13 protein-coding genes and 1 other RNA gene are annotated in these 13,754 nt (G+C 41.3%); all 14 read right to left on the bottom strand.

Annotated features, from left to right (window positions below; translation table 11 throughout):
• Positions 1 to 10 precede the first annotated feature (10 nt).
• The 14 genes from O3644_RS00070 to O3644_RS00005 all read right to left on the bottom strand — a co-directional run bounded on the left by O3644_RS00070 (position 11) and on the right by O3644_RS00005 (position 13,713).
• Positions 11 to 1,144 carry an N-acetyldiaminopimelate deacetylase gene (locus O3644_RS00070; protein ID WP_371594768.1) on the bottom strand — a complete coding sequence of 378 codons (1,134 nt, stop codon included), beginning with the start codon at positions 1,142 to 1,144 and terminating at the stop codon, positions 11 to 13.
• Positions 1,145 to 1,235: 91 nt separating this feature from the next.
• Positions 1,236 to 1,934, bottom strand: a complete 699-nt coding sequence (dapD, locus tag O3644_RS00065) for a 2,3,4,5-tetrahydropyridine-2,6-dicarboxylate N-acetyltransferase (RefSeq protein ID WP_048766071.1) — start codon at positions 1,932 to 1,934, stop codon at positions 1,236 to 1,238.
• Between the two features lie 236 nt (positions 1,935 to 2,170).
• Entirely contained in the window at positions 2,171 to 3,073 is a 903-nt protein-coding gene (locus tag O3644_RS00060; protein ID WP_371594767.1) for a hypothetical protein, read from the bottom strand.
• Between the two features lie 75 nt (positions 3,074 to 3,148).
• Complete coding sequence (locus O3644_RS00055) at positions 3,149 to 4,354, bottom strand: hypothetical protein (protein WP_247950987.1); 1,206 nt, start codon at positions 4,352 to 4,354, stop codon at positions 3,149 to 3,151.
• An 802-nt stretch (positions 4,355 to 5,156) separates the two neighbouring features.
• Positions 5,157 to 5,528 (bottom strand): PTS glucitol/sorbitol transporter subunit IIA, encoded by a 372-nt coding sequence (locus O3644_RS00050; RefSeq protein WP_048766068.1) that lies wholly within the window; start codon positions 5,526 to 5,528, stop codon positions 5,157 to 5,159.
• A 98-nt stretch (positions 5,529 to 5,626) separates the two neighbouring features.
• Positions 5,627 to 6,607: a PTS glucitol/sorbitol transporter subunit IIB gene (locus tag O3644_RS00045; protein WP_048766067.1), complete on the bottom strand. Its 981-nt coding sequence runs from the start codon at positions 6,605 to 6,607 to the stop codon at positions 5,627 to 5,629.
• 16 nt (positions 6,608 to 6,623) lie between these two features.
• Positions 6,624 to 7,166 carry a PTS glucitol/sorbitol transporter subunit IIC gene (locus O3644_RS00040; protein ID WP_125382865.1) on the bottom strand — a complete coding sequence of 181 codons (543 nt, stop codon included), beginning with the start codon at positions 7,164 to 7,166 and terminating at the stop codon, positions 6,624 to 6,626.
• On the bottom strand, positions 7,163 to 7,660 hold the full coding sequence (locus O3644_RS00035; RefSeq protein ID WP_125382868.1) for a transcriptional regulator GutM: 498 nt from the start codon (positions 7,658 to 7,660) through the stop codon (positions 7,163 to 7,165). The genes O3644_RS00040 and O3644_RS00035 overlap by 4 nt, the downstream gene beginning before the upstream one ends.
• Positions 7,660 to 9,486, bottom strand: a complete 1,827-nt coding sequence (locus O3644_RS00030) for a PTS sugar transporter subunit IIA (protein WP_125383175.1) — start codon at positions 9,484 to 9,486, stop codon at positions 7,660 to 7,662. The genes O3644_RS00035 and O3644_RS00030 overlap by 1 nt, the downstream gene beginning before the upstream one ends.
• Positions 9,487 to 9,548: 62 nt before the next feature.
• Positions 9,549 to 10,349: an SDR family oxidoreductase gene (locus O3644_RS00025; RefSeq protein ID WP_048766056.1), complete on the bottom strand. Its 801-nt coding sequence runs from the start codon at positions 10,347 to 10,349 to the stop codon at positions 9,549 to 9,551.
• 184 nt (positions 10,350 to 10,533) lie between these two features.
• Entirely contained in the window at positions 10,534 to 11,883 is a 1,350-nt protein-coding gene (locus tag O3644_RS00020; protein WP_125382871.1) for a glucose-6-phosphate isomerase, read from the bottom strand.
• A gap of 400 nt (positions 11,884 to 12,283) precedes the next feature.
• An RNA gene (ffs, locus tag O3644_RS00015) (signal recognition particle sRNA small type) lies at positions 12,284 to 12,369 on the bottom strand.
• Between the two features lie 38 nt (positions 12,370 to 12,407).
• Positions 12,408 to 12,875, bottom strand: coding sequence for a tRNA adenosine(34) deaminase TadA (gene tadA, locus O3644_RS00010; RefSeq protein WP_185780822.1), 468 nt, complete (start codon positions 12,873 to 12,875; stop codon positions 12,408 to 12,410).
• Positions 12,876 to 13,056: 181 nt separating this feature from the next.
• Positions 13,057 to 13,713, bottom strand: coding sequence for an HAD family hydrolase (locus O3644_RS00005; RefSeq protein ID WP_371594765.1), 657 nt, complete (start codon positions 13,711 to 13,713; stop codon positions 13,057 to 13,059).
• Between the last annotated feature and the right edge of the window lie 41 nt (positions 13,714 to 13,754).

The raw sequence follows: 13,754 nt of genomic DNA, 5'->3' as shown, positions 1-13,754 counted from the left end.
CCCACCTTTTTTATCTTTCGTTGATTTTATAATCTAGGAATTTCCCAATCTTTTCAATAGCAAAGGGCAGTGCTGCCTCGTCCGGTGTCATCTTGGGATGATGGAGAGCATAGGGGCTGTCCACTCCCAGCCAGAACATGACGCCCTTGACCTTGCTGAGCAGATAGCCAAAGTCCTCGCCTGTCATAGCCGGCGCAATATCAATCAGCTGCACTCCTTCTTCCTTGTGGAAGAAGTCCATCAATTCGTCTGCTAGGTCAGGATCATTTTCCACAGGCAGATAACCACCTTGCTTGAGTTCCAAGTCCAATTCCAGACCAAAGCTTTGGGCTATGCCCTCTGCTATTTCCCGCAAGCGCTTCTGAGTCAAGAGATTCATCTCCTGACTCAGAGTCCGAATGGTGCCATGCAAAAAGGCTGTTTCTGCGATGACATTGTTGGTCGTGCCAGCATGGAGCGAGCCAAAGGTCACAACTGCCCCCTCGATCGGATCGACATTGCGGCTGACAATTGTTTGCACCTGGGTGATAAAGTAGCTAGCCGCCACCAAAGCATCGTTGGTTTCATGAGGAAAGGCCGCATGACCTCCTTTCCCCTTAAAGGTCAGCTTGACTTCACAGGTACCAGCAAAAAGCGTTCCTCTGTTAGTGGCAATATCGCCGACCTTGAGGTCCGGCCGCACATGGAGGCCGTAAAATTCATCTGGCAGCCAGTCGCCAAAAGCACCGTCTTCGTACATGAGCATACCGCCAGCTTCATTTTCCTCAGCAGGCTGAAAGAGAAAGAGCAGATTGTGGGTAGGCTGAGCGCTCACAGCTTGTTCCAGCAAGCCTAGAGCGACCGTCATGTGCATATCGTGTCCACAGGCATGCATCCGACCTTCATGGGTACTAGCAAAGTCCAAACCTGTCTCCTCGACAATCGGAAGACCATCGATATCCGTCCGCCAACCAATCGTCTTATCGGGTGAACTTCCCTTGATAAAGACCAAAATACCCGTCCGCCAAGTTCGGATTTCCACAAAGTCTAGACCTGCTGTCAGTCCATCAATGACCTGCATCAGGTAGGCATGAGTCTTGTATTCTTCCAGACCGATTTCTGGTATCTGGTGTAAATCACGGCGAATGTTCAGATAATCAAGCATTGTTTCTTTCCTTTAAAATCCTGTCAGAGCAAACAAAGAGTCAGACCGCCCCCGATGTAATTCAAGGGCGGCAGTATCCTGTTAACCAAAATTAGAGCGTACGCAGAGCATCTTCCAGGGCTGTCTTCTGCTGGGTCTTTTCGTCAATGGTCTTGATAACTCGAGCTGGAACACCAGCAACTACTACGTTTTCCGGAACATCCTGGGTCACAACCGCACCGGCCGCAACAACGGAACCACTGCCAATTTGTACACCTTCGATCACAACCGCATTGGCACCAATCAGCACATTGTCTCCAACCCGAACTGGCTCAGCACTAGCTGGCTCAATAACTCCCGCCAGAACCGCACCAGCACCGACGTGGCTATTTTTGCCGACAATAGCTCGGCCACCTAAAATGGCACCCATATCAATCATAGTTCCAGCGCCAATCTCTGCACCAATATTGATGACTGCTCCCATCATGATGACAGCATTATCACCAATTTCAACTTGGTCACGGATAATAGCACCCGGCTCAATACGGGCATTGATGTCGCGCTTGTCCAAAAGCGGAACCGCTGAGTTGCGGGCATCCTGCTCCACGACATAGGTCTTATTTTCCTCTAAGTTCACTAGGAGTGGCTTGATTTCTTCCCAGTCTCCAAAAAGAACATTGCCTAACTTCACAACAGACCAAGGAATCGAACCGTGTAATTCTCCATCAAAAGTTACCTTGACAGGAGTTTTTTTCTTGGCATCAGCGATGAACTTGATAATTTCTTGAGCATTCATTTTCGTAGCAGACATGGTGTCACCTCTTTGTTCTTTCTATTCTTTGTTGGGAGAGGAAAGTCCCTCTCCTATCCCTTTTATTTCTCTATTATAACACAATTCGGCTATGCAGTTGTGACTTTATTAGCAGCTAGTATGCTATTTAGGCTCTTGGAGTTTATTCAGATGAAATTGGCCTTCCTTATCTCTTTTTCCCATCTTTCTATCCTTGTCTGTTTAAGAAAAAATTCCACGCTCTCCAGTCTAGGCTCTCAGACGGTACTTGTCATCATACTGGTGAGGCGGTAAGTTCCATTCACTTCGCTAAAATGCAAAGAAACGGACATCTTTTCCTTCGTTAGATAGCTAATACTAAAAAAATCAACTTGCTTTTTGAGCGTTTTATGAGCATAAATACTCTTCGGCGTCCCCAGTTCTGCAATAGCTTGCTTGATTTCCATCCCTTCTCGCTTACTTTGAGGAATGAGCGACCGATAATCATCAACTGTCTTCGTAATCGATTCCCCAGCATTCTGGAAGAAAGTAGCTGATACTGTAGAAAGCTCCATTCCCCCTCCAGCATTCCTAAGGTGCATATCAACAACTCCTTTTCTTCCTACCAAATTGTAGGAAAGTGTCATCAATTTACTGCCCTTCACGCTATTCTCCTCACTCCCAGAACTGGCTTTTCCATACTTCTTAACGATATCCTCTGGAGACACATTAGGTTGGTTCATGGTTTTAATCAACTCGAATATCTCTTCGAATTGAAAATCGACCTCTCGATTCTTTTCAATAAAAGCTGAATTCCCCTCCGTCAGGATCTCAATCTTATTTTCTGATTCTGTCGGAACAGTATTAACAGACGATATAGCTGATTGATTTCCTTCTGACTTAAAAGTTGGTCGCATATACATCATCAAGAAGCTAATCAGTCCCACTAGACCTGCGGCAATCACTAAAAGTGAGGCATAACGAGATAGCACAGACTTTGCTAAAAGCTGGCCATTAGGATTGCCTGCTGACTCTGTTCGCTGCTTTTCTTTCCTTTCTTCTTCCTTTGTCTGTTCGAGGGTGACTCCTCGTTCCCGCTGATTCTTGACCGACGAAGTGTTTCTGGCTTTAAACTTGGATTTATGCTCCCGCCTCAATGCTTCTAAATTTCTATCTTTCACCTTTTCACCTATCAACTAAAAACTTGATTGCTCATTCCCTTTCTACAAACGGCTGATTTTCCTGCTAGGCAAGCACTACTGAGCACTTGCTTCTCCTGCTTCGCTTGCCAAACCTGAGCTGTCTTTCAGTCGATAGCTTTGAGTGTCATCTTTTTCAAAAGAAAAACTAACCTCTTGACCATCCTCCAAACGATAAGAAATCGATAAAGTCGTATAGCTCAAGATTCCCCCATGCCAATCGAGGCGCTCTGGAAGTCCCAACTGACTGACAATCTCTTGATAGGTCTTTCCTTTCTCTATACCAGAAAGATCTTGACGAGTGAGCTGAGCATTTCGGTTAGGCAGTTGCGCACTACTGAGATGCGTACATTTTAGGGATTCCAACTTAAGAGTTTCAGAAGGACCAAGATAGCTCTTAAAAGAGAGCTTAACTTTCGCCTCTGTCCCTGCTTGTGAATAGTTTAAATCTATTGTCTTGATTAGATTATCTTGGTTCGTTTCCCTACCAGACTCAGCTTTCCCTAACTTTGCAACCACCTCGTCGACCTTTGTCAGATTTGGAACCGATGAAGTGAAGTCTGAGAATAAAGAAGTGATATCATCATAGGTGATATGAAACTGGTACTCCTCTTTCTTAGCAATCCATTCTGGACGATTATCAGATTTTAAATCTTGATCCTTTCCATATGAGTCTAACATACGAGAAATAGCTGCGGCTTCTTCCATGCGTTTTAAATCAGCATTCTTTTTCCACTGCTCTACTATGCTATACATTGAGGCTATAATCCCTAAAACGAAAAGTATCACCATCCATATCTTAGAAAAGATTCCTAGTTTTTTCTTCTTAAACTCTACTTTATCTATCTCTCTAGCAAGCTCATTAGAAGATATTCGCGGAGAAAGCTTGGTCTGTTTTGCTTCAGTTATAAGGCCTGACATCGACTGGCTAACTTGATTTCCACGAAAAACTTGATTTTGTTTTTTAGCTTTCAGTGATTCTAAACTAGAAATGAGACGCTTCAGCTCCCTCTGCTTTAATTCCAACAAATTCTGTGATAGAAGCGACAGAGGCTCCTTTACCTGCTGAACTCCTTCTAACTGCTCAGAAAACACCGGCTGGTCTTGAGAACTTGTTTTAGCCCCATAGCCGTTTTTGTCCTCTATCGAAGAGACGGCAGACGGCTCATTGCTTGAGCTCTCTATTGGAAATGCCACTTTTGATGGAGACGAAACGGAAGGACGAGCTTGATTTTCTTCCGGGCTCCCCTGCGCTTCTTGCAATCCAGTAGATGATTTGATATGTTGGTCTCCCTTGGTTTTCCATTTAGATAGAAAGAATGGTTGGCTATTTGCTGGCTTTTTCGTTTGAGACTTCTTGAATTTCGATTGATGCTTCTGCCTCAAAGCTTCCAGATTTCTCTTTCCCATAACTCCTCCTCTATTGGCTCTTCTATCATTGAAAAGACGATTCGTCTAATAGTTAACAATTCTTGCTCGCTGAATACTGCTATTCTATTTTCTATAACCATACCGGTCAAATAGCTGCACAAACTGTCAGGATGGCTACCTTTTATAAAATAACTATTTGAAGACAGTAGCCTAGCGTGAAACTTGTCATGCTAATATAACTTTATTCCAGTATATCATATTTTGAACTGGCTTAGCTTGAAAGCACACAAGCAAAAAGGCACGAACTCTCTTCCGTGCCCACAAAACCAACTATATATGACTATTTTTGTTTCACTTTTTCAGCCAAAAATAACTTCATCCGAACTCCTTTCCGATCTTGGTCCTCTGCTTTTCTAGAACCGTCCAAATAGCAGCCAGCTCAACTTTCTGGATAAAAGCCTATCCCATTGCTCCTGCATCTTCTCTGACTGTAACATATAATCAGGGAAAGGAAAACTGCTGCTGAATAGAGCTGAATAGATAAGTAAGTAAAAGACAAGCTAGATAGCGAGCTAACTAACAAAACATGATAAAATCTATTTTTTAAAATAGCAAAAAACCTCCTAGAAGGGAGGTTGTACCTAGTTTTAGACTTTTATTTTTCTAAATTGCTTGATTTGAAATTTTATTATGGTCAAGCAGTTTCGAAAATCTGAATGGTAGAGCTCTTTTCAATTACTACTGCTTGGTCTGCTGCAACATGGAGAGTGCCCGGCAGGCTGCCCTCTTTTGAACCATCAAAAGAAATCGTGATATGGCCCAGTCCAGTTAGATTTTTTTCTACTACATTTCCTACGGCAGTAATCGAATATTCCTGACTATCTACGACTAGCTTTCCACCTTCTAGTATTGCACCTAGAAGATTTTTGTTATCGATTTTAAAACAATACTCTGCTAAGTCTTCCGGAGCTTCTTCTCCAAACAAAATGAGCATATTGGCATCTTGAATCATATTCTGAGCTTCAGGCCCCACTTGAATTACTTTAGCTTCAAAAATTTTCTTCATCTAATTCCTATTCATCCTTTCTCAAATCTGTCATAAACTTATGCTTATAGATAAGTTTAACATAATAGTTGCTATGTTTACGTGCATCTATCAAAGGTCTACTGATAAAGACCAATACTAGCTATCCAAGCTACTAGCACCCGCGGAACACCATTGAGGAAGCGTGAATAAAGCACAGAAGGGACACCAACCTCAACTGTTTCAGACTTGGCTTCAGATAGACCGAGTGCTACAGGAATGAAATCACAACCGTTTTGAGTGTTGATAGCAAATATAGCTGGCAGAGCCATTTGGGGCGGAATATTCCCTTTGCCGATTTCAACTCCAATTAAGGTTCCAATAATCTGACTGATAACAGCTCCGGGGCCTAACAAAGGAGAAAGGAATGGCAAGGAACAGATAAAGCCAATCAAAATGAGTCCCCAGATGTTCCCTGCTAGGGGAACCATTAATTTTGCCAGCCAATTTCCAACACCGGAACCTTGAATAACCCCAATCAGCAAGGAAACAAAGGCCATGAAAGGAATGATTGTGTTGAGCATTGTTTGGATGGCTTCACGAGCAGCCTGGTTGAAAGTCGCAACGACCTTCCCAGCGCCCATCCCAATTCGTGCTACAATACTTGTTTCAGCTTTTTGCTCTGTAATTTTTTTAGTAGTATCGTAAGTTGGCTTTTCTGTTACCACAGTTGTCTCTTTTTCATCTTCATTAGCAGCAGAAATTTGATTAAGGCCAACTGCTGACACATAGATTTCCTCAGTGATATATTGAGCTAGAGGGCCACTTTTCCCTGTAGCGACAATATTGATTGTAGGGATCCCCTTTTTAGGATAAATACCGCAGCGAAGAGTACCGCCACAATCCACGATTGCTAAAGCAATTTCCTCATCAGGGATAGAAGTTTTAAACCCGTTAACAGCTTCCATACCGGTCAAATCAGCAATTTTATCTACAATATCTGGCTTTTCTCCGCCGCCAGTGATATAGATAAATTTGTGCTTAGCCTCACTAGGTGTAATGACCAAAGGTCCTCCGAAGCCGCCATTTCCTTTAACAACTTTTATACTCTTATATGACATAATTTCACTCTTTCTATCAATCAAATGTTTTACTCAAGGTAACACCTTGCTGTTTTGCTACATAAGCAGTTGTAAAATCGGTCACCCAACCGCCTACAAAGTTCATGACAAGCCCAACAAGCATGTAACGAATGGCTAAGTCCATTTGACTTAAACCTAAAGTTTGAATTCCTGTTGCAATTCCCATCCATACAAACAATTCCCCAGGATTGATATGCGGAAATACACCATTTGAAGTGTGGCAGAACTGCATCTGAGCTGCTACAAAACTAGGTTTATAATATTCTGGTAAGAAACGTCCCATACTGATTGCCATCGGATTCCCCAGCATAAAGGCTGAAATGAAAGGTAAAATCATATACCGGCTAATAGGATTTTTGGCAGAAATCTTAGCCAGAGAATTGACCTTCTCTTCTCCCAAGAAAGCGATAAGTGTATTCATTGCAATCAATAGCATTAAGACAAGCGGCACAATATTTGTCATCCAGCTAATAAAGGTTTCTCCACCTAATTGGAAGAGTTTCATAAAACTCTCTGCAAAATTTGTAATGTGATTCATAAGGAACTCCCTTTCTTATTTTTTTTAAATAACTGTTTAATAGATAATTGTAAGTAATTCGCATAAAAGCCGAATCCCAGAAAAGAATCAGATGAACCTGTCTCTTTCTCAATACCTGCCTCATGCCAAAGATAGACTTTTCTAGCATCTTCTATGGCTGATTGCATCAACTTATTTTCTTTTCTCACAAGAGGATTATACTTGTCAAAATAATGGATGTCTTCTCCAACATAATCGTCCATATTTTGAAAACGTGCTAAGATTGTGACTCCTTGCATTTTGCTAGCTTTAAGAACCCGACCGTTTTCATCAACCGCGAACATGACAATCGTACCGGATTTGATTCTTCCGGACTCCCTGCCAATCGCTACGCGCCCCAGTTTTCGGAGCATCGTATAGGTCTTATTGAAGTCTTTAAGTTGCTGCCAGCCGAGGAACATTTGAAATACATAAGCTGCCATGACAAATACAGCGAAAATTATTAGCGAACTCATTAAAATACTCCTTTACTCTTAGAAAATGATAGAAACTCTGTCTCTGTTTCTACAGCCCTCAATGCTTCTTTTAGAGAAGGCTCTCCTGCAATTCGAAAAATGTCGTCATACAATTCCAGCAATTCACTTTCCATTTTTCTTTCAATTTCTGAGGGAATGGCGACTAGAAAGATAAATTCAATCCATTCATCTTCTTTTTGATAAGGCTCTTCTAGTTTTCCGAACATTAAAATAGTCTTTGCATAACCCTGGTTAATTGTATGGGGGAAGGCAATTCCTCCACCAAAAATGGTTGATTGCTTTTTCTCCCTATCAATTATCCGATTTCTAAACCCTTCATCAATCATCTGAAGTTTCTCTAACTCTGCAACCATATTTAGCAAGTATTGCTGATAGGTTTTTTGGGGGCTCAACCGAAGAAAGCGTAAGCTGACTGTTTCTAGATTTTTTTGATGAAAAGCATTGGCCCTCTGCCATTCTTCCTGCAGCCATTGATCATCAAAAAGATGATTAACTTGAATGACTGGAGATTTGGAATTTTTATATTTCAGAGGCACCGTCGTAAAAATTGCAAAATATTCCTGGTTCAGCTCTACATTAAAATCCTCTTCAGAATGTTGGGTAATGTCTATATCATTTCCAAGGACTCGCCTGAGTTGCTGAATAATCATCGCAGCAGTTCCTCTTCCTGTTGTGCAAACTACAGCTATCTGCTTGCGAGAACCCTTAACAGCAGAATTTTGCTTTCTTAAAATCATTTCAAAATACAAAGCCAGATATCCGATTTCAGATAATTCCAATTCAGAACCAAAAATTACAGATAGTTCTTCTCCAGCTATTTTTGCCATTTCAAAAGCAAAAGGATATTGAGTTTGAACCTCGCCATGAAATATATCATTAGCTTGCACATGGAAAATCAGTCGATTGATTAAGGGGCCTAGATGAGATTTGATTTCTTCAAATAACTCTTCATCATCAAAGTGAACCAACATTGTTTCTTTGACTTTCTTGACAATCCCTTGAAAAATGTTTGAAAGCTGTTCAGATTGATAAGACGGCTTGCTTAAAGTGTCAATAAAACGGACATTAAACGGAAAACACAAAAAGTCTATCTCAAACTGACTGAGGGAAATCTTATAAGTCATCTCAATATGATAGATTAATTTCTCAGCCAAATGTGTCTCTGTTAAATCATTCCTATAGTAAGGAATAGGACAATTCAACACTCTAGATGTATGAATACGCTCCACCATAATTGAAATGGTCTTTCGAAGGAGTTCCTGTGTTTCTTTAGGGATTTTATAGTCCTGAACTAGCGTCTCCAGAAAAGAAGATGTTGCCTCAGTGAGTGTCCTTCCTTCAAAGTAAGGAGCCACTTGGTGAATATAGAGTAAGCGCAAATTCAGCTCGCTCCCCAAGACCTCCAGCCCACGGTTGGGCTTTCCTGAAATAGTGATAGAGTAACTCTCTGCCAAAGATTTTACTTGTTTCAAATCCTTATTAAGGGTACTTCTACTAACACCTACTTCCTCAGCCAAGTCGTCAATAAGAAGAGGGGAGGTTGACTCAATTAAACGTTTTAGCAAATAGGCAATTCTTTTACTGGAAGAATTGAAGTCACTCTCCTGTTTTAAACTACCAGATAAAATCCTTTCCAACTCTGTATAGTCATACACTTCTAACATTAACTGATCATCTTGTGTGATAATCTGGATATTAGGAGCCAAAACATCATTTAATTGTTGGATACTCTTTTGCAAGGTTTGCAAGCTAATATCCAGTTCTGAGCGCATATCTACCAAGGAATAAGTTGGCTGCGAGACCATTTTATCTAAAATATTATACCACCGATTTACTAAGGTCAACTCTCTTCCCCACCTTCATTGTTTTAACCGCGAGTTTTACCTCCGGCAATATTTGTAGTGACACCTGTTATATAGCTAGAACGGTCTGAAATATAGAACGCTACAAGATCAGCTACTTCCCGTAGTTTCCCACTCCGTCCCAATGGAGTCGTTGAAGTTGAAGCATAACCAGCTCGAATATCTTCTACCGTCTTTCCACGAGTATAAGCAAGAGCTTCCTCATAAGAAAGAGTTCGAAGTCCCGTAGCTTCCATAATTCCTGGAGCAATTCCAACCACACGTACACCATGTTTACCAAGCTCTTTCGCCCATGAACGAGTGTAACTATAGACTGCCGCTTTCGTTGCAGCATAGGCACTTTGTCCTTCAGAACCTTCCAAGCCTGCTTCTGAAGCCATATTCACAATTACACCTTTTCCGTTTTGAACCAGAATCCGGCCTACTGCCTGACTAACCAAATACAGACCTTTTTGGTTAATCATTGTTACTTTTTCAAACGTTTCATCGTCTAACTCGTAAGGACCTTTAGGATTTTCTGCATCAATTAATAATCTAGGAACATTAATCCCTGCATTATTGACTACCGCATCAATATTGCCAAATCTTTCAACTATTTTGGCAACACCCTCTTCTACTTCAGAGCGAGAAGTTACATCAACTTTTACAAATAATAGATTCGGGTGACGTAAATCGTTGTCGCTAAGATCAAAATTCGCTACATTGACTCCTAATTCCAACAATTCTTCGACGATTGCCTTACCAATCCCAGATGACGCACCCGTCACAAGAACTGTTTTGCCTTTAATGTCTAACCAATCATTCATTTTGATACCTCTCAAATTTTATTTACAAGGCAATTATACAGCGCTTTCATAAAAGAATTAAGACACTCTTTTTTACACTGTTCAAAAAAATAATAAACTAATTAAGAGGCTTGTACTAAAAAATCCACAAGAAATGAACCTGTGGATCTTTTTATATCCTGAATGAACTCAAAGCATATGAGAATCAAAGGCGTGCATTCAACTCAGCACCCAGCTCTTCAAAGCCTGGTTTCCCAAGAAGAGCAAACATGTTTTTCTTATAAGCCTCAACTCCAGGCTGATCAAATGGATTGATACCATTCAGGTAGCCAGAAAGAGCAATAGCTAACTCAAAGAAGTAAATAGTATAGCCCAAAGTGAACTCATCTTGCTCAGGCAGGGTCACAAACATATTTGGCACTCCGCCGTCTGTGTGAGCTAACAGCACTCCATCTGTTGCTTTCTTATTGACAAAGTCAACATCTTTTCCTTGCAGATAACCAAGGCCATCCAAGTCTTCTGCTAATTCAGGAATCAACACATTTTTGCGAGGCTTATCTACACGAATAACTGTTTCAAAGAGGATACGAGTTCCTTCTTGAATAAATTGCCCCAAAGAGTGCAGGTCTGTTGAGAAGTTGGCTGAAGTTGGGTAGATACCTTTTTGGTCTTTACCTTCTGACTCACCAGCCAGTTGCTTCCACCATTCTGAGAAGTATTGCAAAGATGGTTCGTAGTTAGCTAGAACTTCTGTCAGATAACCTTTACGGTACAAGATATTGCGTACAACTGCATATTGATATGCTTCATTTTCAGCCAACTTATCAGAAGCATAAGCCTTGCGAGCAGCATTTGCTCCTTCCATCAACTTGCTGATATCAGCCCCTGCAGCTGCGATTGGCAAGAGTCCCACTGCTGTCAATACTGTAAAACGACCACCAACACTATCAGGCACTACAAAAGTATCCCAGCCATTAGCATCTGCTTCAACCTTAACTGCACCTTTAGCGCGGTCTGTAGTTGCATAAATCCGTTTATTTGCTTCTTCCTGACCATACTTCTTAACCAAGAGTTCTTTGAAGACACGGAAAGCAATAGCAGGCTCTGTAGTTGTTCCTGACTTAGAAATAACGTTGACAGAGAAATCTTTGTCTGATACATAATCTATCAAATCAGCCAAATAGCTTGAAGAGATAGAATTACCAGCATAGAGGATTTGAGGTGCCTTACGTTCTTCCTTGCTTTGTAGATTTACAAAAGAATTATTCAAGAAATCAATCGCTGCACGTGCCCCTAAATAAGATCCTCCAATACCGATGACGATTAACACTTCACTATCAGATTGGATTTTAGCAGCCACCTTTTGAATACGAGCAAATTCATCTTTATCATATTCTTCAGGCAAATTCAACCAGCCTGTCATTTCTGCTCCAGGACCTGTTCCGTTTCGTAGAGCATTATCTGCTGCAGTCACTTGAGGCTGCATATAATCTAATTCATGTGGTGCTACAAACTTATCCAGTACCTTTGAATAGTCAAATTTAATATGTGTCATGTTTATCCTCCAATTGTTCTTTTCTTTTATGATAACGCTTTAAGAAAAAATAAGCAAGTACTTTTACTATTTTAAAACGTTTACATTTTTATTCTATACTATTTTTCTAAATAAGCTAACCCTAGGGCATAACTGAGAGCAATCGTTTGCGCAAGTCAACAAATCTTAGGCCTATTGAGAAGAACAGTTTTGATTGACAAGAAAACCAATATGCTTCTTAAGATTGGATGTCAGCTGAATTCATTTCAGGTCCGTTCAAACTAGATTCACTGCTCCAATATTCATCTGCGCCTTACACAGGCTTGATTCTTAAATATCGGAACCTAGTTCTCACTTTGCTCAAACTGCGTCAATGTCTCTAAACTCATCTTCCTCCTTCGGAGTTGATTTGTTAAGAGGCATAGAAAAAGAGCACACAGTTCAAATCGCTTAGGGCTGCTGGATTCCTCCCCTGACCCGCTTCACGCAGAACTGTTGCTCCACTAATTAGTATAACACAAACTTTCTTTTTTGGCTAATTTTCTCTACTTTTTCCTGCGATTTCTGAAAAAGTTCTGCATAATCGCCGCACATTCTTCTTCTAAAAGGCCGCTTTCAACCTCTACGCGGTGATTCAAGCGCTCATCCGTCAGGATATCGTAGAGACTGCCCCCAGCCCCGAATTTCTGGTTTTTCGCTCCATAGATCACCTTTGGAATCCGAGCCAGACCGATAGCCCCGCTACACATGACACAGGGCTCAATGGTGACAAAAAGCGTCGTATCCAGCAGGCGCCAGCTATTTTCACGCTGATTGGCCTCTTCAATCGCCATGATTTCCGCATGCATGACCGCCCGCTGCAGCTCCTCACGCGCATTATGCCCGCGTCCGATAATCTGACCATCCTTGACCAAGACACAACCAATCGGTATTTCATCATTGGCGAGGGCAATCTCTGCCTCCTTCAGAGCCTCCCTCATAAACATTTCTTTTTCCTCTATCGTGTAGTCCATCTCTTCCCTCTTCCTTTTAGTTTCTTTGTTCATTATACCATAGGCAGCTTAGGACTCACAAAAAAGCCGCCGATTGGGCGACTCTTATGGGAGATTATTATGAAAAAGTTTAGGAGGTTTAAACAAAGTTAGGAGGTCTTTGTTTATGCTTCTAGTATAGCTGGCCTATCTTAAATAAAGCTTAAGCTTTTTGAGTATTGATAATTTTAGCAATTTCTCCAACCTCTTGGACAATATAGGTGGCGCCAGCTTCTTCCAATTCTTCCTTGCTACCAAAGCCATAAAGGACACCGATAGAATCAAGCTTTTGCGCTTGAGCCCCAAGCACATCGTGCTCCCTGTCTCCAATCATGATGGTATGCGCCAAATCTGTGATCTGATTTTGCTCTAAGGCATACTGTATAACATCGCTTTTTTTACTACGTTTTCTATCCATGGTCGCACCAGCGACAAAGTCAAAATAGTCATACAAACCAAAATGCTTGAGAATCTGAATGGAAAATTCTTCAGGTTTTGACGTAGCTACAATCAACTGTTTGCCAGCCTGCTTGAGAGAAGCCAGCAAGTCAGGAACGCCTAGATAGACCTCATTTTCATAAAGGCCTTTTTCAGAAAAGTACTCATGATAGTAGTCAATGGCCTTTAAACATTCTTCCTTAGAAAATCCATAAAAGCGCTCAAAAGAATCCTGCAAGGGAGGACCGATGAAGACTCTTAAGGCTTTCTTGTCTGGTACTTGAATCCCATATTTTCCTAAGGCATAGGCCACTGAGTTGGTAATCCCTAGTTCTGAATTGGTCAAGGTACCGTCTAGGTCAAATAAAATTGTTTGATACATTTTTTCCTCTTTCTGCTTTCAAAAAGAGGCTGGGACAAAAG

This window comes from Streptococcus sp. 27098_8_113, assembly GCF_041432545.1.
In the GTDB taxonomy this organism is placed as follows: Bacteria; Bacillota; Bacilli; order Lactobacillales; family Streptococcaceae; genus Streptococcus.
Note: the sequence above shows the minus strand (reverse complement) of the source record. Positions and strands in the feature narration are given on the sequence as shown.

What these genes read in the sequence shown, in the direction of transcription:
- O3644_RS00070 (WP_371594768.1), bottom strand. Translation starts at nt 1,144, where the DNA reads ATGCTTGATTATCTGAACATTCGCCGTGATTTACACCAGATACCAGAA.
- dapD (WP_048766071.1), bottom strand. Translation starts at nt 1,934, where the DNA reads ATGTCTGCTACGAAAATGAATGCTCAAGAAATTATCAAGTTCATCGCT.
- O3644_RS00050 (WP_048766068.1), bottom strand. Translation starts at nt 5,528, where the DNA reads ATGAAGAAAATTTTTGAAGCTAAAGTAATTCAAGTGGGGCCTGAAGCT.
- O3644_RS00045 (WP_048766067.1), bottom strand. Translation starts at nt 6,607, where the DNA reads ATGTCATATAAGAGTATAAAAGTTGTTAAAGGAAATGGCGGCTTCGGA.
- O3644_RS00040 (WP_125382865.1), bottom strand. Translation starts at nt 7,166, where the DNA reads ATGAATCACATTACAAATTTTGCAGAGAGTTTTATGAAACTCTTCCAA.
- O3644_RS00035 (WP_125382868.1), bottom strand. Translation starts at nt 7,660, where the DNA reads ATGAGTTCGCTAATAATTTTCGCTGTATTTGTCATGGCAGCTTATGTA.
- O3644_RS00030 (WP_125383175.1), bottom strand. Translation starts at nt 9,486, where the DNA reads ATGGTCTCGCAGCCAACTTATTCCTTGGTAGATATGCGCTCAGAACTG.
- O3644_RS00025 (WP_048766056.1), bottom strand. Translation starts at nt 10,349, where the DNA reads ATGAATGATTGGTTAGACATTAAAGGCAAAACAGTTCTTGTGACGGGT.
- O3644_RS00020 (WP_125382871.1), bottom strand. Translation starts at nt 11,883, where the DNA reads ATGACACATATTAAATTTGACTATTCAAAGGTACTGGATAAGTTTGTA.
- tadA (WP_185780822.1), bottom strand. Translation starts at nt 12,875, where the DNA reads ATGGACTACACGATAGAGGAAAAAGAAATGTTTATGAGGGAGGCTCTG.
- O3644_RS00005 (WP_371594765.1), bottom strand. Translation starts at nt 13,713, where the DNA reads ATGTATCAAACAATTTTATTTGACCTAGACGGTACCTTGACCAATTCA.